At 69.4% G+C, this 22,854-nt stretch carries 24 protein-coding genes; 8 read left to right on the forward strand and 16 right to left on the reverse strand.

What is annotated here, in order from left to right; translation table 11 throughout:
* Positions 1-13: 13 nt before the first annotated feature.
* Positions 14-1,741 carry an ATP-binding cassette domain-containing protein gene (locus tag ACG00X_RS03080; RefSeq protein WP_394486466.1) on the reverse strand — a complete coding sequence of 576 codons (1,728 nt, stop codon included), beginning with the start codon at positions 1,739-1,741 and terminating at the stop codon, positions 14-16.
* Positions 1,742-2,060: 319 nt separating this feature from the next.
* On the opposite strand from ACG00X_RS03080, the gene xth reads away from it, so the two are divergent.
* A complete protein-coding gene (gene xth / locus ACG00X_RS03085; protein WP_394486467.1) occupies positions 2,061-2,831 on the forward strand; it encodes an exodeoxyribonuclease III in 771 nt (256 codons plus the stop codon).
* A gap of 25 nt (positions 2,832-2,856) precedes the next feature.
* Here xth and ACG00X_RS03090 read toward each other — a convergent pair whose 3' ends face one another.
* The 3 genes from ACG00X_RS03090 to ACG00X_RS03100 form a co-directional block, all read right to left on the reverse strand.
* Positions 2,857-3,501: a CatA-like O-acetyltransferase gene (locus tag ACG00X_RS03090; RefSeq protein WP_394486468.1), complete on the reverse strand. Its 645-nt coding sequence runs from the start codon at positions 3,499-3,501 to the stop codon at positions 2,857-2,859.
* A 184-nt stretch (positions 3,502-3,685) separates the two neighbouring features.
* The gene (locus tag ACG00X_RS03095; protein WP_394486469.1) at positions 3,686-3,937 is read right to left on the reverse strand and encodes a hypothetical protein; all 252 of its coding nucleotides are present in this window, start codon (positions 3,935-3,937) and stop codon (positions 3,686-3,688) included.
* Positions 3,938-4,194: 257 nt separating this feature from the next.
* Positions 4,195-4,932, reverse strand: a complete 738-nt coding sequence (locus ACG00X_RS03100; protein WP_394486470.1) for a helix-turn-helix transcriptional regulator — start codon at positions 4,930-4,932, stop codon at positions 4,195-4,197.
* An 87-nt stretch (positions 4,933-5,019) separates the two neighbouring features.
* Here ACG00X_RS03100 and ACG00X_RS03105 point away from each other — a divergent pair, with 87 nt between their 5' ends.
* Complete coding sequence (locus ACG00X_RS03105) at positions 5,020-5,436, forward strand: DUF4902 domain-containing protein (protein ID WP_394486471.1); 417 nt, start codon at positions 5,020-5,022, stop codon at positions 5,434-5,436.
* A 53-nt stretch (positions 5,437-5,489) separates the two neighbouring features.
* On the opposite strand, the gene eda is transcribed toward ACG00X_RS03105, so the two are convergent.
* Both eda and edd read right to left on the reverse strand, forming a co-directional pair.
* Positions 5,490-6,113: a bifunctional 4-hydroxy-2-oxoglutarate aldolase/2-dehydro-3-deoxy-phosphogluconate aldolase gene (gene eda / locus ACG00X_RS03110; protein ID WP_394486473.1), complete on the reverse strand. Its 624-nt coding sequence runs from the start codon at positions 6,111-6,113 to the stop codon at positions 5,490-5,492.
* Positions 6,114-6,189: 76 nt separating this feature from the next.
* A complete protein-coding gene (edd, locus tag ACG00X_RS03115; protein ID WP_394486474.1) occupies positions 6,190-8,019 on the reverse strand; it encodes a phosphogluconate dehydratase in 1,830 nt (609 codons plus the stop codon).
* 114 nt (positions 8,020-8,133) lie between these two features.
* Here edd and ACG00X_RS03120 point away from each other — a divergent pair, with 114 nt between their 5' ends.
* Positions 8,134-8,766, forward strand: a complete 633-nt coding sequence (locus ACG00X_RS03120) for a gamma-glutamylcyclotransferase (protein ID WP_394486475.1) — start codon at positions 8,134-8,136, stop codon at positions 8,764-8,766.
* Between the two features lies 1 nt (position 8,767).
* Here the strand turns inward: ACG00X_RS03120 and ACG00X_RS03125 are convergent, their stop codons facing one another.
* On the reverse strand, positions 8,768-9,376 hold the full coding sequence (locus ACG00X_RS03125) for a nucleotidyltransferase family protein (RefSeq protein WP_394486476.1): 609 nt from the start codon (positions 9,374-9,376) through the stop codon (positions 8,768-8,770).
* A gap of 107 nt (positions 9,377-9,483) precedes the next feature.
* Between ACG00X_RS03125 and pdxH the strand changes: the two genes are divergently transcribed.
* A complete protein-coding gene (gene pdxH / locus ACG00X_RS03130) occupies positions 9,484-10,119 on the forward strand; it encodes a pyridoxamine 5'-phosphate oxidase (RefSeq protein WP_394486477.1) in 636 nt (211 codons plus the stop codon).
* 13 nt (positions 10,120-10,132) lie between these two features.
* Here pdxH and ACG00X_RS03135 read toward each other — a convergent pair whose 3' ends face one another.
* From ACG00X_RS03135 to ACG00X_RS03155, 5 genes are read right to left on the reverse strand one after another with little or no spacing between them, the layout of a single operon-like run.
* Complete coding sequence (locus tag ACG00X_RS03135) at positions 10,133-10,624, reverse strand: DUF3299 domain-containing protein (RefSeq protein WP_394486479.1); 492 nt, start codon at positions 10,622-10,624, stop codon at positions 10,133-10,135.
* Positions 10,625-10,644: 20 nt separating this feature from the next.
* Positions 10,645-11,847, reverse strand: a complete 1,203-nt coding sequence (locus tag ACG00X_RS03140) for an ABC transporter permease (protein ID WP_394486480.1) — start codon at positions 11,845-11,847, stop codon at positions 10,645-10,647.
* Positions 11,844-12,566, reverse strand: coding sequence for an ABC transporter ATP-binding protein (locus ACG00X_RS03145; RefSeq protein WP_394486482.1), 723 nt, complete (start codon positions 12,564-12,566; stop codon positions 11,844-11,846). Before ACG00X_RS03145 ends, ACG00X_RS03140 begins: the two co-directional genes overlap by 4 nt.
* Complete coding sequence (gene msrA / locus ACG00X_RS03150; RefSeq protein ID WP_394486483.1) at positions 12,566-13,093, reverse strand: peptide-methionine (S)-S-oxide reductase MsrA; 528 nt, start codon at positions 13,091-13,093, stop codon at positions 12,566-12,568. Before msrA ends, ACG00X_RS03145 begins: the two co-directional genes overlap by 1 nt.
* A gap of 10 nt (positions 13,094-13,103) precedes the next feature.
* Entirely contained in the window at positions 13,104-16,574 is a 3,471-nt protein-coding gene (locus tag ACG00X_RS03155; protein ID WP_394486484.1) for a DUF748 domain-containing protein, read from the reverse strand.
* 40 nt (positions 16,575-16,614) lie between these two features.
* On the opposite strand from ACG00X_RS03155, the gene ACG00X_RS03160 reads away from it, so the two are divergent.
* A complete protein-coding gene (locus ACG00X_RS03160) occupies positions 16,615-17,406 on the forward strand; it encodes a YdcF family protein (RefSeq protein WP_394486485.1) in 792 nt (263 codons plus the stop codon).
* A gap of 24 nt (positions 17,407-17,430) precedes the next feature.
* On the opposite strand, the gene upp is transcribed toward ACG00X_RS03160, so the two are convergent.
* The 4 genes from upp to ACG00X_RS03180 form a co-directional block, all read right to left on the reverse strand.
* Positions 17,431-18,057, reverse strand: a complete 627-nt coding sequence (gene upp, locus ACG00X_RS03165; protein WP_394486486.1) for a uracil phosphoribosyltransferase — start codon at positions 18,055-18,057, stop codon at positions 17,431-17,433.
* A gap of 34 nt (positions 18,058-18,091) precedes the next feature.
* Positions 18,092-18,856, reverse strand: coding sequence for a 23S rRNA (guanosine(2251)-2'-O)-methyltransferase RlmB (gene rlmB / locus ACG00X_RS03170; RefSeq protein WP_394486487.1), 765 nt, complete (start codon positions 18,854-18,856; stop codon positions 18,092-18,094).
* Positions 18,857-18,965: 109 nt separating this feature from the next.
* A complete protein-coding gene (locus ACG00X_RS03175; protein WP_394486488.1) occupies positions 18,966-19,661 on the reverse strand; it encodes an acetyltransferase domain-containing protein in 696 nt (231 codons plus the stop codon).
* A 6-nt stretch (positions 19,662-19,667) separates the two neighbouring features.
* Entirely contained in the window at positions 19,668-20,345 is a 678-nt protein-coding gene (locus ACG00X_RS03180) for a DUF4124 domain-containing protein (protein WP_394486489.1), read from the reverse strand.
* Between the two features lie 55 nt (positions 20,346-20,400).
* Here ACG00X_RS03180 and ACG00X_RS03185 point away from each other — a divergent pair, with 55 nt between their 5' ends.
* The 3 genes from ACG00X_RS03185 to ACG00X_RS03195 all read left to right on the forward strand — a co-directional run bounded on the left by ACG00X_RS03185 (position 20,401) and on the right by ACG00X_RS03195 (position 22,842).
* On the forward strand, positions 20,401-21,486 hold the full coding sequence (locus ACG00X_RS03185; protein WP_394486490.1) for a S1C family serine protease: 1,086 nt from the start codon (positions 20,401-20,403) through the stop codon (positions 21,484-21,486).
* A 72-nt stretch (positions 21,487-21,558) separates the two neighbouring features.
* On the forward strand, positions 21,559-22,020 hold the full coding sequence (locus ACG00X_RS03190; RefSeq protein ID WP_394486491.1) for a hypothetical protein: 462 nt from the start codon (positions 21,559-21,561) through the stop codon (positions 22,018-22,020).
* A gap of 108 nt (positions 22,021-22,128) precedes the next feature.
* On the forward strand, positions 22,129-22,842 hold the full coding sequence (locus tag ACG00X_RS03195) for a YebC/PmpR family DNA-binding transcriptional regulator (RefSeq protein ID WP_394486492.1): 714 nt from the start codon (positions 22,129-22,131) through the stop codon (positions 22,840-22,842).
* Positions 22,843-22,854 lie beyond the last annotated feature (12 nt).

Here is a 22,854-nt window from a genome sequence, read left to right on the forward strand (position 1 = left end):
GTGTCGCATCCCTTCAGGCGGACGTCGTGCGCGGCACGGGCGTGCGCGGCGTGACCGCGCCGGGCGCCAGCAGGCGCTGCGGCGGCGCATCGGCCACGAGGCGGCCGCGCTCCAGCACGAGCACGCGGTCACAGATCTGGATCAGCTCGGCGCTGTGTGTGGCGACAACCACGCAGCGCCCTTGTTTCCAGCCCGGCAGCGCGGCCAGAAAGCCCTCTTGCGCCTGCCGGTCCAGGCCGAGCGTGGGTTCGTCCAGCAGCATCAGGTCGGCTGTCTGGTGCAGCACGCGCGCCAGCGCCAGCATCTGCCGCTGGCCGCCGGACAAGCCCGCGCCGTTGGGGCCCAGCTCGGTGTTCAGCCCCAGCTCGCCACGGTCCAGCTGCGGCCCGAGACCGGCCACGCGCAAGGCCTGCAGCAGCGCCGCCTCGCGGGCATCGCCCTCACCGGGGGCGACGACGTCCTGCAGCCGCCCGGCCAGGAAGCCCGGCTCCTGCGGCTTGTAGGCCACGGCACCGGCCAGCCAGCGGCGCGTGAGATCGTCACAGACGACGCGACCGCCCAGCGCGAACTGGCCCGAGCTGGGTGCGACATGCCCGGCCAGCAGCTTCAACAGCGTCGACTTGCCGGCGCCGGAACTGCCGACGACGGCCACCATCTCGCCCGCCTGCAGCGTGACGCTCAGATCCGCGAGCACCGGCGGCTTGTCGGGATAGGCGAAGCCCACGCCGCTGAGCCGCACGCCCTCCCCGGCCGCCGCACCCAAGGGCGCAGTCTGGCTGGTGGTCTCGCCCTCGGGCAGCGCGGCGGCGTCCAGCGCCACCGTCTGGGTCATGTCGCGCAGGGCCCGCATGAACTCCTGCCAGCGCAGCACCACCGGCGCGAACAGGCAGATGGCGCTGACCAGCCGGCCGCCCAGCATGGTTGTCGAAATCAGCCCGCCCACGCTGAGCGCCTGCGCCTCGATGCGGTAGACGCCTGCGAGCAGCGTCAGCACCGTGCATGCCGACATGCCCACGGGCAGCAGCTGCTGGCTGACCTGCTGCCACACCCGCGCCCGCGACGACGCACGCGCCGCGATGGCCGAGGGTTCGCGCAGCCCGCGCTCGGCCACGCGCGCGCCGGCGGCGGACATGACGCTTTCGCGCGCCGTCAACACGTCGACCAGCCACGACAGCTTGGTCGCCGTGGCCTTGCTGGCCACCTGCGAGCGGCGTGCGGCAGCCGCCTGCAGCACCGCGCCAGCCGCCAGCAGCAGCAGGCCCGTGCCCAGCGGAATGAGCACCAGCGGCCCGGCGATGACGGCCAGCACCAGCGCGAACAGCACGGCGAACGGCACGTCGGCGAGCGGCAGCAGGAACTGTGCGGAGAGCACGTCGCGCGTGGCGCCCAGCTCGCGGTAGCGCGCCAGCAGCGTGCCCACGGGCAGCGGCCGCGAGGCCGGCGCGGCCAGCACGCCGCGCAGCAGGCGCTCGTCCAGATGCATGTCCCAGCGCGCGCCCGCATGCTCCACGAGCAGCACGCGCGACAGGCGCAGCACCAGCTCCAGCGCGAACAGCAGCATCATGCCGATGGACAGGGCCCACAGCGTCTCGTGCAGCTCGTTGCCGACCGCCTTGTCGTAGACGAGCATCGAGAACAGCGGCAGGGTCAGCACGAAGGCATTGACCAGCAGGCTCGCGAGTGCCAGATCAAGCAGATGACGGCGATTGGCTCGCAGGAACAGCAGGATGGCTTCACGCATGCGTCGATGGCGGCTCGTACCTCATGCTGGCAAACCAGGCGGGACGGATCACTGGCGTCAATGGAGGGCGTTTTGATAATAGCGGTGGCCCTCCACGCCCATCGGAGGGAAAACCAGTCAAAAAGCACGCTGAAGCCAGGCTTGTGCAAGGGATTGCAGCGCCTGCCGGGCGATGCCGTCGTGAGGCTTTGGCCAGCCGCACTCCGCGTTGCAAGCGCTTGCCGGGTGCCTACACGCCTGCGCGCTTGCGCCTTGATTGCGGCTGGCCAAGGGCTCACGCACCACCAATTTCACTGATTCGCTGGACTAGGATGCCCGCATGAAGAAGTTCGCGACCTGGAACGTCAATTCGCTGGCCATCCGCCTGCCGCAAGTGCTGGACTGGCTGGCCACTCATCCCGTCGATGCCTTGGTGCTGCAGGAAACCAAGCTCACCGACGACAAATTCCCGACCAAGGAGATCGGCGAGGCCGGCTGGCAGGTGCAGTGGTTCGGCCAGAAGACCTACAACGGCGTGGCGCTGATCAGCCGCGAGCGTGCCGACGACGTGGTGAAGAACATCACCGGCTTCGCCGACGAACAGGCCCGCGTGATCGCCGGCACGGTCGGCGGCGTGCGTGTCATCGGCGGCTACTTTCCGAACGGGCAGGCACCGGACAGCGACAAGTTCACCTACAAGATGAACTGGCTGACGGGCCTGCGCGCCTATCTGGCCGACGAGATGAAGCAGCACGAACAGCTCGTGCTGATGGGCGACTTCAACATCGCGCCGGAAGACCGCGACGTCTACGACCCCGTCGCCTGGGCCGGCCAGATCCACTGCACGCCCGAGGAGCGCGAGCATTTTCGGCAGCTGCTGGCGCTGGGCCTGACCGACGCCTTCCGCCTCTTCGAGCAGCCGCCCAAGAGCTGGAGCTGGTGGGACTACCGCAACCTGGCATTCCGCAAGAACCAGGGCCTGCGCATCGACCACATCCTCGTCAGCGACGCGCTGAAGCCCCGCGTCACGGCCTGCGAGATCGACAAGCTGCCGCGCAAGAACGAGCGGCCGAGCGACCACGCCCCCGTCATCGTGACGATCGACGGCTGACGCCGGCGCGGCGTTCCGATAGCGTTCAGATCGCGTCCAGCCTTGCCTGGAGCTGCTCGAAGAATCGGCCCACGTGCACCCCGTCGCACAGCGCGTGGTGCACATCCACGCAGACCGGCATCGTCAGCCGCCCGCCCTGCGCCGTGAAACGGCCGAAAGCCACCTTGGGCCGGTCGTCGCCCTGGCCGCGCGCATGGGTGAAGGCCGTGAAGGCGAGCCAGGGCAGCGTCGTCATGTGCACCAGCGTCTGCGGTTGCACGTCGCCGGGCTCGTCGGCGGCAAACAGATCACCTGTCGCACGGCGCACCCGTTCGATGCCGGGACGCGCGCGCGCCGCAAAGGCCGCCAGCGACGGCTCGCGCGGCAGCGTCAGGAACCCGAAGCTGCCGTCGTCGCGCAAGACCGTCGTGCTGGCATGGATGGCCCCGAACTCCCGCACGCCGCCATCGGCCCGCAGCGCCTGCCGCATGCCGTCCACGGCATTGGCCGCTTCCAGCGCCGCATGGTGATAGGCCAACCAGGGTGTGGCGCCATGCGCGGCCGCGCGCTCGCGCAGGCCGGTCACGTCGACCGGCGCGGTGACGCTGAACGCCGGCTGCGCCATGTGCTGGAAATGCTGCAACGCGGCGCGGCGCGGCCACGATTCGAGAGGGAGGTCACGGTCTTGCATGGCGGGGAAAGCGGGGCTGGGCAGCCTGGGCTGCCGGTTTCAAGCCCCGCATGCTCGCATGCATGCGGACCGACCGAGGAAAGAACACGCCGCCGCGGCGTTGGTGCCCAGCGGCTTCAGGCCATGACGGCAACGCCATCACAGCCTGACAGTGGCGCCGTGAGAACGGCGGAAGAAGGCCCGATCAGACGAGCGCGTCGGCCGTGCCTGGCTGGCGCATGCCAAAGTCGTAGAGAGCTCGGCGCAGCTCTTCCGCGCGTTCCTCGCCGAGGTCGCCAACGAGTCGGCTCGTGGGCGCCGAGCGAACTTGGCCGATCTGGTTGTAGCCAAGCGTCTTGGCCCGATCCAGCGTCCGCGCGGTCAGCGGCAGGCATTCGAGCGGCGCCTGGTCGGCGAGGCTCAGAAGCCGGGCATAGGTTTCAGAAGATATGGACACAGTGTGAGCAAGACCGAGTTGCCAACGCGTCAGGCACTCGGACCCTGAAAAAGCAATTGGCGGCCTTCACCGAAATGAAGGCCGCCAAACTCGGCTGCAATTAGAAGCCGAAACGCGGGATGCTGAGGACTTCAAGAATGATATCGATGAGGCTCATTTGAAAGCTCCGGCAAAGAGTGGCAGGGGTTGAACAACAGCCCTGACTTTGCACGCTTTGACCCCACCTGAAACCTGGCAGGTTTGCCAGCTTGCGCCCATCAAAGAAGACCCGCAGACAAGCATTTGATAACGGCCTGGTGCTTGGAGCTCACGCCGAGCTTGCGCATCGTGTTGCCCAGATGGAAGTTCACCGTCTTCTCGCTCATGCCGAGGATGACGCTGACTTCCCAGGCCGTCTTGCCTTGCGCCGTCCAGGTCAAAACGTCCATTTCCCGCTTCGTCAGCTTTGGCAGCCTGGCCAGCTCACGCTCGTTGAGCTTCAGGCTCACCAGCCGATCTGCCGCCACCATGGCGTGCGAAGCCAGCGTCTGCAAACCGCCCACCAGTTGCGTCAGCCCCTCACCCGGCGACGGCAGACTCTCCTCGCGATCCACGCCGAGCAAGAAGGTCTTGTCACCGGGAAGGTAGAGCTTGATCGCGATGCCGGTCTTGTAGCCGTAGGGTGCCTGGCGCTCCCACAACTCACTTGCACCCGCTTCGACATAGGTCTGCCGGTCGTACACCACTGGCAGCGGCTGAGCCATGAGTCGCTCAAGCACGGGATCGCGCAGGGCGTCACCCAGGTCACGCGCTGCATCCACATGCCCCGGCGGGGTATTGCCGAAGGTTCTCCCGGCCATGCCATCGGATGCCAGCTGGCCTCGCATCAACGCTCCGGAAATGATCGGAAAGCCCATGGCACCTGCTGCGGAAACCAACTGGCGCTCGAAACTGTCGAAGTTGGCACTCATCCCAACGTCGATCAGCTGTTGATAGTTCATTTCGAAAGCACCCATACCTGCCAAGTCTGCCAGCTTGTACGGTCGTTACGGTGAACACAAACTGTCCTCCAGTTCGAATTGCACGAACGTGAGGAGTTGCCCATGTCACGCTTGATCCGACTGCCTGAAGGCAGTGTTTGCTGGCCCGTGGCCGCGCTGTCGAGCGCGGCGGCGGAGGTCAACCATGCGCAGACGCGTGTGGTGCGCCCGGCCGGCGGCGAGGAGCGCATGGCCGGCGTGACGCGCTGGGAGCGGGCTTATGCCGACGTCAACGCCTGGCTGGAATGGGACTGGGTGGAGCTCAGCGAAGGCACGATCGCGCAGGCCGATCCGCTCAGCGTGCGCTCCAACGTGCTACTGCTCGATGCCCGTGGCAGGCCGCTGTTGTCGTCGCGGCGACGGGCGACGTTGGCCACGCTGGTGTATCTGCTGCCTTGGCAGGGGCCAGTGCTGGATGAGCTACGGCGGCTGGCGTCGCCGCGCCGGGCGGCAACGGCGGCAGTGCGTCTGGCGGCCTGAATCCGGCCAGACAGCACGTCAGCGCCCACGGCACCGACGCGCTGACAGCGCTTTCAGCCGCGCAATGCGGCGGCCTCGGCGGCTAGGCGGGTGATGCGCGCCCAGTCCTTGGCATCGACGGCATCCTGCGGCGTGAGCCAGGAACCACCGCAGACCTTGACGTTGGGCAGTTTCAGGAACTGCGGCGCGGTCTCCAGCGAGATGCCGCCGGTCGGGCAGAACGCCACATCGGGGAACGGACCGGCCAGCGCCTTGAGCAGGTTCACGCCACCCACGGCCACGGCGGGAAACAGCTTCAGGAAACCGAAGCCGGCTGCATTGGCCTGCATCACTTCCGACGCCGTCGACACGCCCGGCAGCAGCGGCAGGCCCTCGGCCTTGCACGCGGCGGCGAGCGCATCTGTGTAGCCCGGGCTGACGCCGAACTGGCAGCCTGCGTTGCGGGCGTTCGTGACGTCCTGCGGCGTGCGCAGCGTGCCGGCACCGACGATGGCACCGGGCACGCGCGCCATGGCTTCCATGGCCTGCAGCGCGACCGGGGTGCGCAGCGTCACCTCCAGCACCTTGACGCCGCCGGCGACCAGCGCTTCGGCAAGCGGCACGGCGTCCTCGAGGCGCTGGATGACGATGACGGGAATGACGGGGCCGTGGCTGGCCAGGCTCAGGGTTTCAAGCATCGGTTCTCTTCCTTGTTGAAGGGCGGCAGCCTGCGTCGCCGGGTTCACGGCGCGCCGCGCGCTGCAGCCCGGAGGTTCACAGCCAGGTGATGGCGCCCTCTTCCGCGCTCAGCACATTGCGCCGCAGGCCGGCGAAGAGCTCACGCCCCAGGCCGTGTGCGTTGACGTCGGCCTCGGCCGGGTCGAGCTTGGCTTTGTCGCGCGCCGCCCAGGCCGCATCGTCCACCAGCGCGGCCAGCACGCCGTTGACCGCACACACGCGCACGACGTCGCCGTCGCGCAGCTTCGCCAGCGGGCCGCCGGCCAGGGCCTCGGGGCTGACGTGGATGGCCGCCGGCACCTTGCCCGATGCGCCGCTCATGCGCCCGTCGGTGACCAGCGCCACCTTGAAGCCCTTGCCCTGCAGCACGGCCAACGGCGGCGTCAGCTTGTGCAGCTCCGGCATGCCGTTCGCGTGGGGCCCCTGGAAGCGCACGACGACGACGACGTCCCGCTCCAGCTCGCCGTTCTTGAACGCGGCCAGCATCGCCTCCTGCGTCGTGAAGATGCGGCAAGGTGCCTCGATGGTGTGGCGGTCTTCGGGCACGGCGGACGACTTGATGACCGCACGACCGAGGTTGCCGGCCAGCAGCTTCAAGCCGCCCGTGGTGCTGAACGGCGCAGCGGCCGTGCGCACGACACTGTCGTCGGCGCTGGCGGCCGGCAAGGGCTCGCGCAAGACCTCGCCGCCCTGCCCCACGGCACGTGGCACGAAGGCATAGGGGCGCAAGCCCTCGCCGCCAACGGTGATGACGTCTTCATGCATGAGGCCGGCATCCAGCAGTTCTCGGATGACAAAGCCCGGGCCGCCGGCGGCCTGGAACTGGTTCACGTCCGCGCTGCCGTTCGGATAGACCCGGGCCAGCAGCGGCACGACGGACGACAGGTCGGAGAAGTCCGTCCAGTCGATCAGGATGCCGGCCGAGCGGGCCACCGCGACCCAGTGGATCAGGTGGTTGGTGGAGCCGCCCGTGGCCAGCAGCGCGGCCATCGCGTTGACGATGCTGCGCTCGTCGACCACCTTACCGATGGGCTTGGCCGCCTTGCCCGCCACGCGGCCGCTGATCTCGAGCGCGGTGGCCACGGCCTCGCGGGTCAGCGCCACGCGCAGGTCGTCGTGCGGATGCACGAACGCGCTGCCCGGCACGTGCAGGCCCATCGCCTCCAGCAGCATCTGGTTGCTGTTGGCCGTGCCGTAGAAGGTGCAGGTGCCGGCGCCGTGATAGGCGGCGGATTCGCTCTTCAGCAGCTCGTCGCGGCCGACCTTGCCCTGCGCGTACAACTCGCGCACCTTGGCCTTGTCGCTGTTGGAGATGCCCGAACTCATCGGCCCGGCCGGCACGAAGACGCAGGGCAGATGGCCGAAATGCAGCGCGCCGATCAGCAGGCCCGGCACGATCTTGTCGCAGATGCCCAGCAGCAGCGCCGCGTCGAACACGTCGTGCGTCAACGCCACGGCCGTGCTCATCGCGATGGTGTCGCGCGAGAACAGGCTCAGCTCCATGCCCGGCAGGCCCTGCGTGACGCCATCGCACATCGCCGGCACGCCGCCGGCGACTTGCGCCGTGAGGCCCAGCCGGTGCGCTTCGGCGCGGATCAGGTCGGGGTAGCCCTCGTAAGGCTGATGGGCCGACAGCATGTCGTTGTAGGCCGTGACGATGCCCAGGTGCGGCGCCTTTTCGGCGACGATGCGCAGCTTGTCGTTCGCCGGCAGCGCCGCCACGGCATGCGCCACGTTGGCGCAGCCCATGCGCTCGAAGCCGCGCTGGCGGCCGTCCATGCGGCCGATGCGGGCCAGGTAATCGCCGCGCAGCCGGGCGCTGCGTTCGCTGATGCGGTGGGTGACTTCTTTGAGTACGGAATTCATCGCTGTATCTCCGGGATTTTGTAACCACCCCATGGAATTTTAGGTAACCATATTACTTCCCCGCAACGACTCCCGGGTTACGACCTGGGTACCGCCATGACAAGATGAGTGGCGATGGCTTCCCAGGCAATCCACATTCCTCACGGCCCGGCGCGCAGCGCCCAGCTGCTGCAGCGCACGACGGCCGAATGGCAGGACAGCGGCGACGACCTGCTGCTGTTCGCCTACGGCTCGCTGATCTGGCGGCCGGAGTTCGAGTATGCCCAGGCCCTGCAGGCCAAGGTCACCGGCTTTCATCGTGTGCTGCGCATGCGCTCGAGCGTCAATCGCGGCTCGCCCCAGCAGCCCGGGCTGGTGCTGGCGCTGGTGTCGGGCGGCAGTTGCCGCGGCCTGGTCTATCGCATCCCGCGTGCGGCCGGGGCGGAGGTGCTGCCGCGCCTGTGGGCGCGCGAGATGCCCAACGGCGTCTACGAGCCGCGCTGGCTCAATTGCGCGACCGATGCGCCAGGCACCGGCCGGCTGCGCGCGCTGGCCTTCACCTTGTCCCGCCAGAGCCCCAATTGGACGGGGCCGCTGCACGAACCCGAGTTGCTGCACATCTTTCAGCATGCGCGCGGGCGCTATGGCACGACGCTCGAGTACCTGCTGCGCACCGTCCAGGGTTTGCGCGAGCACGGCATCCGTGACCGGGAGCTCGAGCGCCAGGCGCATCTGGCGGCCCGCCACGGCCTGTGCGCGCCGCTTTGATTCAGCCGACCAGCCGGGCCAGGTCCTCGACTGTGTCGACGTCCACATGCACGCCGGGGTCGTCCACCGGGATGGGCTGGGCCGGATAGCGCGCCACGATGCGCCGCGCGCCCTCGTCGCCCTGCAAGCCCATCAGCTCCGAGAACAGCTCCGTGCCGAAGCCCACCGGGTGGCCCTGCATGCCGCGGTACTGGGCATAGCAGACCGGGTAGCGCGACAAGCCCTCGGCCACCGCCGTGATGGTGGCGGGCGTCACGAGCGGCATGTCGGCGGGCAGGATCAACCAACCCGCCGCGTCGCCGGCCGCACTGACGCCGGCAACGATGGAATGGCCCATGCCGATGGGCACGGGGCGGTCCTCGGCGTCACGTTCCGGCAGCGTCACGACATCGCGTGCCGCCACCCACTGATGGGCGGCCGGCGCCAGCGCGGGCGTCGTCACGACGACAACATGCAACTGCGTGGCGATGGCATGGCGCAGCGTGCGCGTCAGCAAGGTGTCGGCGCCGGGCGTGGCGGCCAGCGCCTGCTCCAGCTTGTGTCCTGTGCCGCGGAAGCGTGACCCGCGTCCTGCGGCCAGCACCACGACGGCGGGGCGTCGTTCGATCATCAGGGAGACCTGTTCATCCTTGCTGCAGTGCCGCAAGCATGCCGGGCGGGCGCGGCGTTGAGAAACTGGGGCGTTCACTTAAGGGAAGGTCTGCATACTTCGGCCTCATGAGCAAGCTGAGTGATTTCCGAAAAAGCTACGAACTGGGTGAACTGGATGAGGCCGAAGCCGCCGATGGGCCGCTGGCGCTGTTCAACCGCTGGATGGAGGAAGCCATCGCCCATGACGTGTCCGAACCCACGGCGATGACGCTGGCCACGGTGGGGGCCGACGACCGGCCGTCGACCCGCGTCGTGCTGCTCAAGGGTTGCGATGGGCGCGGTTTTGTCTGGTTCACGAACTACGAAAGCCGCAAGGGCGAAGAGCTGGCGCATCGCCCGTTCGCGGCGCTGCAGTTCCACTGGGTCGAGATGGAGCGCGTGGTGCGCATCGAAGGTCGGGTCGAGAAGACATCGGCGCAGGAGTCGGACGACTATTTCAAGAGCCGCCCGCTGGACTCGCGACTGGGCGCTTGGGCTTCACCGCAGAGCCGCGTGATCAGCTCCCGCGGGGTGCTCGTGGCCAACGCCGCCAAGGCCGCCGTGCAGCATGGCCTGAACCCGGAACGGCCGCCGCACTGGGGCGGCTATCGCCTGCTGCCGGACCGCTTCGAGTTCTGGCAGGGCCGCCGCTCGCGGCTGCATGACCGGCTGCGCTTCACACTCGGTGACGACGGCTGGGCCCGCGACCGGCTGGCACCCTAGCCCGAGACGCTGCTCAGTTGACGGCGCTGCCGTCCTCGACGCGGTAGTAGAGGCCGTAGGGATCGTCGGTCAGCACGGCGAGCTGGCCCTCGACGACGACGGGCTCGAGCGTATAGCGCACCGGCTTCTTCGTGCGCACCTCCACCAGCCCCTCGGGGCCGGCGGGCACGCAGAACGAACAGGTCGTGGGCACCGACGACAGCAGGAAATGCTGCTGCTTGTCGCCCGCCTCCAGCGGCATCATGAAGCCCTGCACCTTGACCGTCTTGCGGTCCAGCGCCTGCACGGCCGCGGGGAAGGTCGGCACGATCTTCTTTTTCTCGGCCCGGGCGGTGACTTGCGCGAGCAGCGTCCACGACACGATGTCGGCGCGCTCTTCCAGCGGCTTGAAGGGGCTGCGCGGGTCGTGATAGCCGGGGCCCTGGCCGAGTGCCGGCGGCGTTTGGGCGAGCGCCGAGGCGGCGGCCAGGCAAAGAGCGATGGAGAAAAGCGGCTTGAACTTCATGGTGCGGCGATTGTCGTGCGTCAGCGCGGCGCCTGCAGCAGCGTGGTCACATCCAGCCGATACGCGCGCCAAGCCGGCCAGGCCGCCGCGACGAGCGCCATGACCAGCGCCAGCAGCGGCACCAGCCACTCGGCCTCGCTCAAGCCCAGTCCTCCCAAGCGCAGCGACTGCCGCTGCGCCAGCAACTGCTCCAGCAGCAGCACGAGGCCATGGCCGGCCGCCAGGCCCAGCAGCGTGGCCAGCCCGGCCAGCATCAGCGCTTCCAGCGCGATCAGCGCGGCAACGCGGCGTGCCGGAGCCCCCAGCATGCGCAGCATGGCCAGATCGCCCTGGCGCGCCCGAACGGCGTGCAGCAGCGCCACCCAGACCGACAGCCCCGCCGCCGCCAGCAGCACGATGCCAAAGCCCTGCAGCACCTCGGTACCGGCCCCCACCAGGCGCATGAGCCGCGCCGTCTCGAGCGCCGGGGCCGCCGACTGCAACCCTTCCTGTGCATTGACCCAGCGCGGCAGCAGTGCCGCGCCCAGCGGGCTGCGGTAGCGCACCAGGGCCATCGTGATCTCGCGCGCGTCGTCGTCATGCCCGTCGGCATGCGCTTCACGCCGCTCCGAGTGGCCGGCATGCACAGCCCACACGGAGGCAATGTCCGTCAGCACCAGCCGGTCCAGCACGCTGCCCGACTCGGCGAGCACCCCCACAACCTCGAACTGGTGGTCGCCATGCGCCTCTCCGCCCTCTCCGAGGCCATGGCTGCCGGCAAAGTGGTCGCCGACGCGCAGCCCGCTGCGGCGCGCCACCTCAGCGCCCAGCACCGCCTGCATCGGCGCCGCCCACACGTGGCCTTGGGCGAGGCTGGCGGCGTACAGGTCGAGGTAGTCCGGCGTGGTGCCGACGATGCGGTGCCCCTGGTAGCTGTCCCCCAGCGACATGGGCACGGCCTGGGCCACGAGGGGTTGCTGCTTCAGCGCCTCCAGCGTGGCCAGCGGGATGTTGCCGGTGGGGGCGTCGAGGTGGAAGACGCCAGCCAGCATGATCTGCATGGGGCTGCCCTTGGCGCCCACGACGAGGTCGATGCTCGCCAGATCGCGCCGCAGGCCCGCCTCGACCTGGTTGCTGGCCCGCATCACGAAGGTCACCGCCGCCAGCCCGAGAGTCAGCAGCAACAGATTGAGTGCGGTCGTCAGCGGGCTGGACCACAGATAACGCCAAGCGAGCCGGATCATGCAAACCCCTCGTCGGCCCAGTAGCTGGTGGAACTGCCCGTCGGCACCTCCATCTGCCCCGATGGCTGCATGCCGCGCAGCACGACCTCGGCAACGTCCTCGCGGGCGCTCAGGGCCTCGATGACGCGACCGTCATGGCTGGCGATGACCAGCGTGCAGGCTTCGCGCTCGGCGGCGTCGAGCAACAGCGCCAGCATGTGCAGCGCGTGGTCGTCGTCCAGGTTGGCGCTCGGCTCGTCGGCCAGCAGCAATCGCGGGCGGCGCATCAGGGCGCGTGCCACAGCCACGCGCTGGGCCTGGCCCACGCTCAGTTGATGCGGCCGCCGCTCGGCCAGCTCGGCGAGTTGCAAGCCCTCGAGCAGTTCGGCGGCGCGGGCGGTGTCGGCCCGCTGGCCGGCCGCGAGCGCGGGCAGCGCCAGGTTCTCGGCCACCGTCAAGGCGTCACTCAGATGCAGCCGCTGCGGCACGACGCCCAGCGTCTCGCCGCGCCAGGCGTCCAACGCCCGTGCGCTCATGCCCGCCAGCGAGGTGCCGGCCACCTCCAGCTCACCCTGCTGCACGCGCAGCAAACCGGACAGCAGCGCCAGCAAAGTGGATTTGCCGGCACCCGACGCGCCACGCAGCAGCAGGTGGCGACCGCGGCCCAGCGAGAAATCGACATAGCGCAGAGTGTCTGTGGCGCCCGCGTAGTGATGGACGAGCCCGCTCCAACCGAGCATCACTTGATCAACCGCTTGAAGCTGGACATGAATTTGTCGACCTTGCCGGCCACGACGAAGGCGCAGTAGCCCTGCTCAGGATGGCGGGCGTAGTAGTGCTGGTGATAGGCCTCGGCCGGGTGGTAGTTGGTCTCTGGCAAGAGTTCCGTCACGACGCGACCGCCGTAGTGATCATTGGCTTCTCTCAGCACCTGCTCGGCGAGCTCGCGCTGTTCGGGCGTGTGCCAGTAAATGCCCGAGCGGTATTGCGTGCCGACGTCGGCGCCCTGCCGGTTCAGCGACGTGGGATCGTGGATGGTGAAGAACACCTCCAGCAGCTCGCGCAGCGACACCTCGGCGGGGTCGAAGTCCAGCCGCACGACCTCGGCGAAGCCGGTGTTGCCGCCGCAGACGGCTTCGTAGCTGGGGGCCGGCCCCTGCCCGTTGCTGTAGCCGCTCTCGACGCGATGCACGCCGCGCACGCGTTCGTAGACGGCTTCCGTGCACCAGAAACAGCCGCCAGCCAGGGTGATGCGTTCAAGGTTCATGCCGTGATTTTCAATGAGCGCCCAGGGAGAGTTCCACATGAGGGCGCCAGTTGCCCTCGCAAGCCCCGTCGCACAGCTTGGGCGCGCCGAGGAAAACGCGCGCACTCGGCGCGCCACGGGCCAGCAGCGCGTCTCGCACCGCCACCGCGCGGGCGACGGCGAGTTGCCGCAGCGCCTCGTCGCCCACCTCATAACTTCCCATCAGCATGCCACGCATCTGCGCCGGGGGCAGGTCCTTGGCCAGGCCCAGCAGGTTGCGAGGCTTGTTGGGCAGCTTGCTGGCCTCGTAGAGCCGCTTCAAGGCCGCGTCGGGCGTGGCCGCCGTCTCGGCCTGGAGGGCCGCGTCCAGGCGCTTCTCGCGGATGGCGGCGACTTCCGTCTCGGCGTCGGCCCAGCCGGTCAGCGTCAATTGCACGCCGGGCTTGTCGGCCAGCTGCCGCGCGATGTGGTCGAGCCGATCGGTCGGCGCCAGGTCTGCACTGCCCGGCACAAAGATGACCTGCGCCTCCTGCGCCGCGTCGCTGCCCGTGAACAGCGAGAACGGCGATGTCAGCGCCTTGCCGATGAGGTTCAGCAACAGCTTGCCGATCAGCCCGCCGACGCTGAACTCGGGATCGTTCAGCGAGCCGCTGATGGGCAGGTTCACGTCGATGACCCCGTCACGGTCCTTCAGCAACGCCGCAGCAAAGCGCACGGGCAGCGAGGTTGCATCGGCGCTCTCGACCGCATCGCCGAAGGTCAGCTGGTTCAGGATGATCTGGTTGCTGGCTTCGAGCTGGCCGCCGGGCTCGACCTTGTAGCGCAGCCGGGCCGACAGCTTGCCGCGTTCGATGGCATAGCCGGCGTACCGGGCCGCATAGCCCGACAGCGGCGCCAGCTCGATGTCGCTGGCATTGGCCTGCACGTCCATGGCCAGCGGCGCGCCGGGCTTGAGCTGGCCATCGATCGCCAGCAGCCCGGTGCCGGCCACCTTGCCGCGCAGCGTGAGCGGCGCCATGGCCGTACCGCCGGACGAAAACGCGCCCAGCGAACCCTGCAGTTCGGTCAGCCGGGCGCTGTAGTTGGGCTTCACGAAGCGGTCGTTGAAATCCACCGTGCCGCGGCTGACGCGCAGCCGCTCGACGGCGAACACCGGTGCCGACGCGGCGCCGGCCGGTGCAGGCGCGCTGGCCGGTGCCGAGGCCGCCTGCGCCGGGCCGACGTCGCGCAGGTTGAAGCGCCCCTGCTCGTTGACGATCAGCCGTGCGTAGGCGTCGTCCAGCGCGGCGTCGCGCACAGCCACCCGCAGCGGCACGTCGGGCGCCAGCGCGACGTTCAAGCCGTCCAGCTGCAGACGCTGCCAACTCAGCAGGTCCTCGCCGACAACGCGCTGCCCCTCCACGACACGCGCCTGCATCAACGCCAGCGGGCCCACGCGCATGTCACCGCTCAGCGTCGCCTGCCAGGCGCCGCTGGGGCGGCGGGTGGCATCGATGTCGGCCTTCACACCCAGTTCGGCGCGTTGCAGATGCAGGCCCCAGGCGGGGTCCAGATAGGCGTCAAGCAGGCGCAGCGGCAGCGCCTGGGCCTGCAGGCTGCCCTTGGCGGACAGCGGGGCCAGCCCCAGCCGCCCCTGCCATTGCAGGCTGCCCGACGTGGCGGCGATGGGCCGGTCGTCGGCGCCCAGCGCTGCCACCTGCGCCGTGATCTGGGTCGGCACCGCTGCTGCGGCCGGCCAGGCAGCGGCCCCCAGTTCAACACGCAACGGCTCCACCGCCAAGGCGACCGACGGCACGCCCGCCGGCACGGCGGCGTCACGCCAGCGCAGCGCGCCGCGTGCGAGCTGCAGGCCCGCCCACTGGAACTTCCAGGCCGGGCCCGCTGCCGCTGGCGCCGATGCTGCAGCGGCCGGCAGCAGCGCGTCGATGTTCCAGCGCCCGTCATCGGCGCGCGCCAGCTGGGCGCGGGGCGCCTCCAGTTTCAAGATGCCAAGGCGCACCTGTCGGCCGGCCAGGTCGATCTCGGCCTGGTCCAGCGCCGCCTCGGCAAGCGCCAGCACCGGCGCGGCCGACAGGCTCAGCCGACCGTCGCGCAGCTGCACCTCGCGCAGCGTCAGCTGGGTGCGGTCGACGGCCGCGTCGGCCAGCGGCTGCTTCACGCGCAACTCGGCCCGCCCGGACAGACGGCTGGCCAGCTGCGCGCCGCCCGGCAACGGCAACCAGCTCGCCAGGCGCTCCACCGCCAGGTCACGCAGCTCGGCCTGCGCCTGCAGCGCCTCGGGCGACAGCTTGGCCTGCGCGCTCAGCGAGCCCTCGCCCAAACGCAGGCTCGCGTCCAGCTGAGCCGCAGACTTCAGCGGCCAGGCCGCCGCACCGAGCTTGAGCTCGATGGCCTCCAGTTCGACCTCGCGCAGCGCCAACCGCCCGTCCTTGACCTCAGCGCCAGCCAGGCTGACGCGCCAGGGTGTGGCGCTGCCCCCGTCGCCGCCGCCGCTGCCGGCCGGCTGCGGCCGCCACCACAGCCGCGGCGACTGCAGCTGGATCTGGCCGAAGGCCAGCTCGCGCTGGAGCGGCTGCACGCCCAGCAGCGGCAGGCTCAGCTGCTGCAGCGTCAGCAGCGGCTGGCCGTCGGGCTGCGCCAGGGCCAGTTCATGCATCTGCAGGGTGCCGCTGAGCTTCACGCTCGGGGCTTGCTGCGGCAGTTCGGCGAAATCCAGCGCCAGGTCGGCATCGAGCCGCCCCGCGTTCAGCCGCAGCGGCAGGCTGGCCGGCAGGTAGGCCGCCAGCGGCGCCATGTCGAGCCCGGCCAGCTTGAGCGTCAGCCGGCCGCTGGCATCGTCCTGGAATGGCAGCGCCTCGGCGCGACTGTCGAAAGCCACGCCGTCGAGACGCCCTCTGAGCCGCGGCAGCACTTTGACCTCCACGTCAGCGGCCAGCGTCGACACGAAAGGCAGCGCCAGATGCAGGGCCGCCAGCTCATGCTGGCGCTGCACCGGCCGGTCGTCGAACAGCAGCCGGCCCTGGTCCAGCTCGATGTTGTAGACGGCGAACTCGGGGGGCTCACCGCCGTCGTTGCCGCTGCCGGCCGGCTTGCTGGCAAAGCGCTGCAGGATGTCGTCGATGTCGTAGTGCCCGTCCGCCGTGCGCGCCAGGCGCAGCTCAGGCCGTGTCAGGGCGAGCGACTCGATGATGAGCCGGCCGCGTGCCAGCGAGCGCAGCGACAGCGCGACATCCAGCTTCGCCAGCGTCAACAGCGCCGGGCGGTCGGGCGCCGCACCGGCGACCTGCACATCGTCCAGCACGAGCGCCAGCCGCCAAGGCTGGAACTGGGCGTGCCCGATGCTGACCGGCCGGCCCAGCGCCTCGGCGGCCAGCGCCGCGCCGCGCCCGCTGACCCAGCCGGGCAGCGCCAGCGTCACGATCAGCAGCAACAAGGTCAGCAGGGCCGACAGGCCCAGGAGGGCCCACAGCGCGAGTCGGAGAGGGGAACGAGAGAGGTTCATGGTCGCGGGGGGCATTATTGTTGTCGGCGATGATGGCCACGTGAGCCTCGCCCTCGACTATTCCGGATTCAAGACCTTGATGCTGGCCGCGCTGCTGCCGCCCGCGCCGCTGTTGGCGCTCGCGGCCTGGGGCGGCTGGCGGCTCAAACGAGGCCGGCGCGCCGGCGGCTGGATGCTCGCCGCCGCGCTGGTGCTGCTGTGGCTGTCGTCAACGGAAGTCGCCGCCGAGTGGCTGAGCCGCGCCGCCGGTCTGCCGCCCGCCTTGGGCCCGGAGGAGGTGGTCGCGCTGCGCGGCCAGCCGCACGGCGCCGTGCTGGTGCTCGGCGGCGGCGTGCGGCGCTGGGTGCGCCCGTTCGGCCAGGGGCGGCCCAATGCCATCACGGGGGACCGCCTGGCCTACGGCGTGTGGCTGTCGCGGCGCAGCGGCTGGCCGCTGGCGTTTTCCGGCGGCATCGGCTGGACGGCCGGCGAGTTGCGGGAACCGGAGGCCAGCATCGTCGCGCGCGTGGCCGAGCAGGACTACGGCCTGCCGCTGCGCTGGGCGGAGGGCCGCTCCCGCGACACCCGCGAGAACGCGGCCAACACGGTGCCGCTGCTGGCCCAGGCCGGCGTGCGGCACATCCTGCTGGTGACGCACGAGGAACACATGCGCCGCGCGATGCGCGCCTTCGAGGCCGAGGCCGTGCCGCTGGGCATCAGCGTGCGCGCGGCGCCGGTGGGCCTGCGGCCGCAGGAGTTGTTCGACTTCGACGTCTGGTGCCCGTCGACGGCCGGCTTCGAGCGCGTGCGCTACCTGGTCTACGAGGCCCTGGCGCGCTGGGCCGGCCGCTAGCGGTTCGTCAGCCCGCCAGGCCGTTCAGGTCGTGCCGAAGATCTTGTCGCCCGCGTCGCCCAGACCCGGGATGATGTAGCCCACCTCGTTGAGGTGGCTGTCGATCGCCGCCGTCCAGCAGCGCACGTCGGGGTGGGCGGTCGTCAGCGCCTTCACGCCCTCGGGCGCGGCCACCAGCACCAGCGCGCGGATGTCCTTGCAGCCGCGTGCCTTCAGCAAGTCGACGGTGGCGATCATGCTGCCCGCCGTGGCCAGCATCGGGTCGATGATGAGCGCCGTGCGGGCTTCGAGGTTGCCGACGAACTTGTCGAAGTAGTTCACCGGCTTGAGCGTCTCGTGGTCACGGGCCAGGCCCACCACCGACACCTTGGCGTTGGGCAGGATGTCCAGCACGCCGTCCAGCATGCCCAGGCCCGCGCGCAGGATGGGCACGACGGTGACCTTCTTGCCAGCGATCTGGTCGATCTCGGCCGGGCCGCTCCAGCATTCGATGGTGACCTTCTCGGTGACGAAGTCGGCCGTGGCCTCGTAGGCCAGCAGGCGCGCGATCTCGCCGGTCAGCTCGCGGAACTTCTTGGTGGAGATGTCCGCCTCGCGCATCAGGCCGATCTTGTGCTTGACGAGCGGGTGCTTGACTTCGATGACGGCCATGGTGGCTGCTCCAAATTTTTCTAAACAGTCAGAATTATCGACGTCCGGCCGTCGTGCGCTGGCGCAGCACCTCATAAAGACACACGCCCGACGCCACCGACACGTTCAGGCTCTCGACCGCGCCGGCCATCGGGATGCGCACCAGCTCGTCGCAGGTCTTGGCCGTCAGCTGGCGCATGCCCTCGCCTTCGGCCCCGAGCACGAAGGCGATGGGGCGGTTCAGGTCGAGGTCATAGATCGAGCGCTCGGCCTGGTCCGACGTGCCGACGACCCAGATGTCACGTTCCTTGAGCTCATTCAAGGTGCGTGCCAGGTTGGTGACCATCAGGTAGGGCACGGTCTCGGCCGCGCCGCTGGCCACCTTGGCCACCGTGGCGTTCAGGCCCACGGCACGGTCCTTGGGGGCGACAACGGCATGCGCGCCGGCGCCGTCGGCCACGCGCAGGCACGCACCCAGGTTGTGCGGGTCGGTCACACCGTCGAGCACCAGCACCAGCGGCGGGCCCTTGCCTTCCGATTCAGCGGCATCGAGCACGTCGTCCAGCGAATGCGACTGTGCAAGCGTCGCCACGCGGGCCACCACGCCCTGGTGGCGCGGGCTGCCGGCCAGTTGCGTGAGCCGTTCATCGCTGCTTTCCACGAGCTTGGCGCCGCCCTCCTTTGCACGCTCGATGAAGGCCCGCATGCGCTGGTCACGCCGGGCGGGATCGAAATGCACCTCGGCGACGGAGTCGGGATGGGTCTTGAGGCGGACGGTGACGGCGTGGAAGCCGAACAGGACGGACTTGGGGGAGCTCATGCCGCCATTGTCCGCGCTTCGCCTCGGCGGCCGGCCCGCCATCGCGCGTTTCCCGTCGCGCGGCCGCACGCCTTGGCCCCGAAACAGGCTTCGAGGTGGGCCGAGCGCCTCATCGCACCGCGTTGACCGCCATCAGCACGCCGATCAGCACCGGCTGGTGAACCATGTAGAAGCTCAGCGACCAGCGCCCCAGCTGGGCCAGCGGCTGCGGCGCCCGCCCCTGCCACAGCGCCGGCCAGCGCCGCGTGACGACGAAGCCCAGCAGCATCGGGCCCAGCCAGGGCAGCACGGGCACGTAGTCTTCCGTGATCGGCTTGGCCGTGACCAGGCCGATCCAGTTCGTCCAGCGGTTGTCGAACAGCGGGTGCTGAACCAGCGCCGGGAGTGCGACGGCCACCGCAGCCAGCGCGAGCAGCGGGGCCGCCGGCAGCCGCGCCAGACCCAGCCGCAGCAACACCAGCATCAGCGCGATGCCGTGCAGCACGCCGAAGCTGATCCAGCTCTTGGGAAACATGAACCACGAGCCCGCCGTCACGAGCAGCGCACAGCCGGCCACCTGCGCCCAGCGGCGCCAGAAGCGCTGCGTCGTCTGCCCTGCCTGCAAGGCCAGGGCCTGCCCGCCTCCGGCGCAGAACAGGAACAGGCTGACGATGCAGGCGCGCTGCCAGGTCCAGACCGGGTCGCGGTAGAAGTCCTGCCGGATCCAGCCGAAGTGGTTGAGGTCGAAGCTGAAATGAAACGCCGCCATCCAGACGATGGCGGCGCCGCGCAGCGCGTCGAGGCGGTCGGAACGGGTCGAGGACAAGTGGGTTCAGCGAAGCGGTGTTGAGGCCGCATTCTGCGGCCCCTGGGCCGCCTGCCCAGCCTGCCCAGCCTGCCCAGCCTGCGCGCGCTGGGCCTGCAACTGCTGGGCGCGGCGCTGGCGCTCTTCCTCGATGCGGCGGCGGGCGATGCGGTCGCCCTCGAGCGCGTCCGCGGCGCTGTGCACCGACTCGGCACGCACCCGCGCATCGGCCCGGGCCCGGTCGCCCAGCTGGCTCTGCGCGGCCTGGGCCTCGCGGCTGATGTCCCAGTCGGCCTCGGTGTAGCTGCCCTGCCCGGCACGGCACTGGCGGGCGCGGCGCACTTCGTCCTGCATGAACTGGCGCTCGGCGTCGCCCAGCGACGTGGAATTCGCGCGCGTCTCCATGCTGCGGATCTCGGCCTCGCTGGGGCAACGGTTGGCCGATGGCGCCGCCGCCGGTGTGCCCTGCGGCGACGAGGCCCCGCCCGCTGCCGCCGGCCGCCCGAGCGCCGTCTGCACCGCCTCCGGCCTCAGCGCCTCGGCCACGTTGGGCCGCAGGCTGCGCTCAGGCACCGGGTTGCCCGCCTGCGGGCAGGGCTTGTCGCTGAAATTGACCTTGCCGGCCACCTCGCACTTCCACACCTGCTGCGCACCGGCGCCCGAAAACGCCAGGCACAGCCCCAGGCTCACTAATGTCCGCTTCATCGTCGGCCCTCCTTTAACAACCACAATGGGCGGTATCGCAACCGCCACCCCATCCATGCACCAGCGTCTGCTCACCCTGGCACTCATCGTAGGGCTCGGCGCCGGCACCGGCGCCGCCGAGGCCCAGAACAAGGCGGCCCAGCCCCGCACCGCCACCTTGCGCGGCGCGCTGGACGCCGAGGAACAGAACAACATCAGCGTCTTCAAACGCACGAGCCCGTCCGTGGTGCACATCACCACGCTCGCCGTGCAAAGAGATTTTTTCTCGCTGCGCACCAGCGAGCAGCCCAGCGGTACCGGCACCGGCTTCGTCTGGGATGGCGACGGCCACGTCGTCACCAATTTCCACGTCATCCAGGGCGGCGACCGTGCCACCGTCACGCTGAACGACCAGAGCAGCTTCCCCGCCAAGCTGGTCGGCGCCTATCCCGACCGGGACATCGCCGTGCTGCGCATCGAGGCGCCGCGCGACAAGCTGCCCGCCATCCAACTGGGCACCAGCCGCGACCTGCAGGTGGGCCAGAAGGTCTACGCCATCGGCAACCCCTTCGGGCTGGACCAGACGCTGACCACCGGCATCGTCTCGGCGCTGAACCGCGAGATCGAGTCCGTCACGCGCCGCACGATCAAGGGCGCCATCCAGACCGACGCGGCCATCAACCCCGGCAACTCCGGCGGGCCGCTGCTCGATTCCGCCGGCCGGCTGATCGGCGTCAACACCGCCATCTACAGCCCCAGCGGCGCCAGCGCCGGTATCGGCTTCGCCATTCCCGTGGACGAGGTGAATCGCATCGTGCCGCGGCTGATCCGCGACGGGCGCTTCATCCGGCCCGCGCTGGGCGTCACCTCCGGGCCGGAGAACCTCGCCAAGGCGCTGGGGGCGCCGAAGGGCGTGCTGCTGGTGGACGTGGGCAACGGCAGCCCTGCAGCCGCCGCCGGCCTGAAACCCTTCGGCCGCGACCGGCTGGGCCGCATCGTGCCGGGCGATGTCATCACCGCCGTCGACGGCCAGGCCGTGGCTGACCTGGACGACATGCTGTCCCTGCTGGAGACGCGTCAAATCGGCGAGAAGGTGACGCTGACCGTGTGGCGCAGCGGGCAGACGAGGAAGGTGGTGGCGACGTTGGGGAGTTCGGATTGAGGCTCGGCATCAGCGTTTTTTCGGGACACCCCGGCAAATCGACGCACCTTGCGCGCCACAGGAATGTGAAACATGTTTGCTGAAATTTTGAGCTCAGTTCGCTGGAACCAGCTTGGCGTGACTGCCGCCTTCATGGTGATTGTGTTGTTAGTGCATTTCGTCTTCATGCGCCCGGCGCAGCAGAAAGCACTGGCCAAAGCAAAGAAGCTGCGGATCGACATGGAAGCGACCCAACTACAGTTCTCAATACAGTCCGTGACCGGCAAGCTATTCCTCCATGTCGCGGTTCCGGTCGATTCGGCGCGGCTACCTGCTGAGGTCGCCAAACTGCAGGCTGCCATGAACCAAATCGCAGGCCCTCCCGCACTTCTTGAAGCAATGCAAAACCTTATTGATGCGACGACAAAGCTGGCCGCCTCGAATACAGGGGAGAAGGCGAAGTTGGAGTCAGGGGCGCTTCAGCTCGCCAACGCCTGCCTAGCAGTGGAACAACGGCTCCCCGCACTGGTTCCGGCATCAACAGTTGTCGGCTGATCCCTGTCTGTCGAACCACACGAGCAACCTGCAATGAGCTCGTAAAGTATCGCCCCTACCCAGGCCACGATACGCCGGGCTCAATAGACATAGACAGGACGACACCCCATGGGCGCCCAATGGAAAGCCAAACACAAAGACATCGCGGCCAATGCCAAGGGCAAGCTGTTCGGCAAGCTGGCCAAGGACATCATGATCGCGGCGCGCAATGGCGCTGACCCCAAGGACAACGCCAAGCTGCGCATGGCCGTCGAGGCGGCGCGCAAGGTGTCCATGCCCAAGGACACGCTGGACCGCGCCATCAAGAAGGGCGCGGGCCTGACCGGTGAGACCGTTCACTTCGAGCAGGTCATCTACGAAGGCTTCGCCCCGCACCGCGTGCCGGTCATGGTGGAGGTGCTGACCGACAACACCAACCGTGCCGCCTCCGACATGCGCGTGCTGTTCCGCAAGGGCCAGCAAGGCACGCCGGGCTCGGTGAGCTGGGACTTCGACCACCTGGGCCTCATCGAGGCCGAAGCCGCCACGCCCGGCGCCGATGCCGACACCGCCGCCATCGAGGCCGGCGCGCAAGACCTGCTGCCGGCCGACGAGGACGGCGTCACGGTCTTCCTGACCGACCCGACCGACCTGGACCTCGTCAGCCGCGCGCTGCCCGCCCAGGGCTTCACCGTGCTCAGCGCCAAGCTGGGCTACCGCCCCAAGAACCCCATCGCCGCCAGCAGCCTCAGCGCCGAGCAACTGGAAGAGGTGGAAAGCTTCCTGGCCGCGATGGACGACAACGACGACGTGCAGCACGTGTACGCGGGGTTGGCCGGGTAAGCCGAAAAGTTT

The organism is Pelomonas nitida, from assembly GCF_043555975.1.
Taxonomy (GTDB): domain Bacteria; phylum Pseudomonadota; class Gammaproteobacteria; order Burkholderiales; family Burkholderiaceae_C; genus Pelomonas; species Pelomonas nitida.

What these genes read in the sequence shown, in the direction of transcription:
- ACG00X_RS03120 (WP_394486475.1), top strand. Translation starts at nt 8,134, where the DNA reads ATGGCTTCCCAGGCAATCCACATTCCTCACGGCCCGGCGCGCAGCGCC.
- ACG00X_RS03190 (WP_394486491.1), top strand. Translation starts at nt 21,559, where the DNA reads ATGTTTGCTGAAATTTTGAGCTCAGTTCGCTGGAACCAGCTTGGCGTG.
- ACG00X_RS03105 (WP_394486471.1), top strand. Translation starts at nt 5,020, where the DNA reads ATGTCACGCTTGATCCGACTGCCTGAAGGCAGTGTTTGCTGGCCCGTG.
- ACG00X_RS03080 (WP_394486466.1), bottom strand. Translation starts at nt 1,741, where the DNA reads ATGCGTGAAGCCATCCTGCTGTTCCTGCGAGCCAATCGCCGTCATCTG.
- ACG00X_RS03180 (WP_394486489.1), bottom strand. Translation starts at nt 20,345, where the DNA reads ATGAAGCGGACATTAGTGAGCCTGGGGCTGTGCCTGGCGTTTTCGGGC.
- msrA (WP_394486483.1), bottom strand. Translation starts at nt 13,093, where the DNA reads ATGAACCTTGAACGCATCACCCTGGCTGGCGGCTGTTTCTGGTGCACG.
- ACG00X_RS03135 (WP_394486479.1), bottom strand. Translation starts at nt 10,624, where the DNA reads ATGAAGTTCAAGCCGCTTTTCTCCATCGCTCTTTGCCTGGCCGCCGCC.
- upp (WP_394486486.1), bottom strand. Translation starts at nt 18,057, where the DNA reads ATGGCCGTCATCGAAGTCAAGCACCCGCTCGTCAAGCACAAGATCGGC.
- pdxH (WP_394486477.1), top strand. Translation starts at nt 9,484, where the DNA reads ATGAGCAAGCTGAGTGATTTCCGAAAAAGCTACGAACTGGGTGAACTG.
- xth (WP_394486467.1), top strand. Translation starts at nt 2,061, where the DNA reads ATGAAGAAGTTCGCGACCTGGAACGTCAATTCGCTGGCCATCCGCCTG.
- ACG00X_RS03140 (WP_394486480.1), bottom strand. Translation starts at nt 11,847, where the DNA reads ATGATCCGGCTCGCTTGGCGTTATCTGTGGTCCAGCCCGCTGACGACC.
- ACG00X_RS03145 (WP_394486482.1), bottom strand. Translation starts at nt 12,566, where the DNA reads ATGCTCGGTTGGAGCGGGCTCGTCCATCACTACGCGGGCGCCACAGAC.
- rlmB (WP_394486487.1), bottom strand. Translation starts at nt 18,856, where the DNA reads ATGAGCTCCCCCAAGTCCGTCCTGTTCGGCTTCCACGCCGTCACCGTC.
- edd (WP_394486474.1), bottom strand. Translation starts at nt 8,019, where the DNA reads ATGAATTCCGTACTCAAAGAAGTCACCCACCGCATCAGCGAACGCAGC.
- ACG00X_RS03185 (WP_394486490.1), top strand. Translation starts at nt 20,401, where the DNA reads ATGCACCAGCGTCTGCTCACCCTGGCACTCATCGTAGGGCTCGGCGCC.
- ACG00X_RS03125 (WP_394486476.1), bottom strand. Translation starts at nt 9,376, where the DNA reads ATGATCGAACGACGCCCCGCCGTCGTGGTGCTGGCCGCAGGACGCGGG.
- ACG00X_RS03155 (WP_394486484.1), bottom strand. Translation starts at nt 16,574, where the DNA reads ATGAACCTCTCTCGTTCCCCTCTCCGACTCGCGCTGTGGGCCCTCCTG.
- ACG00X_RS03090 (WP_394486468.1), bottom strand. Translation starts at nt 3,501, where the DNA reads ATGCAAGACCGTGACCTCCCTCTCGAATCGTGGCCGCGCCGCGCCGCG.
- eda (WP_394486473.1), bottom strand. Translation starts at nt 6,113, where the DNA reads ATGCTTGAAACCCTGAGCCTGGCCAGCCACGGCCCCGTCATTCCCGTC.
- ACG00X_RS03100 (WP_394486470.1), bottom strand. Translation starts at nt 4,932, where the DNA reads ATGGGTGCTTTCGAAATGAACTATCAACAGCTGATCGACGTTGGGATG.
- ACG00X_RS03195 (WP_394486492.1), top strand. Translation starts at nt 22,129, where the DNA reads ATGGGCGCCCAATGGAAAGCCAAACACAAAGACATCGCGGCCAATGCC.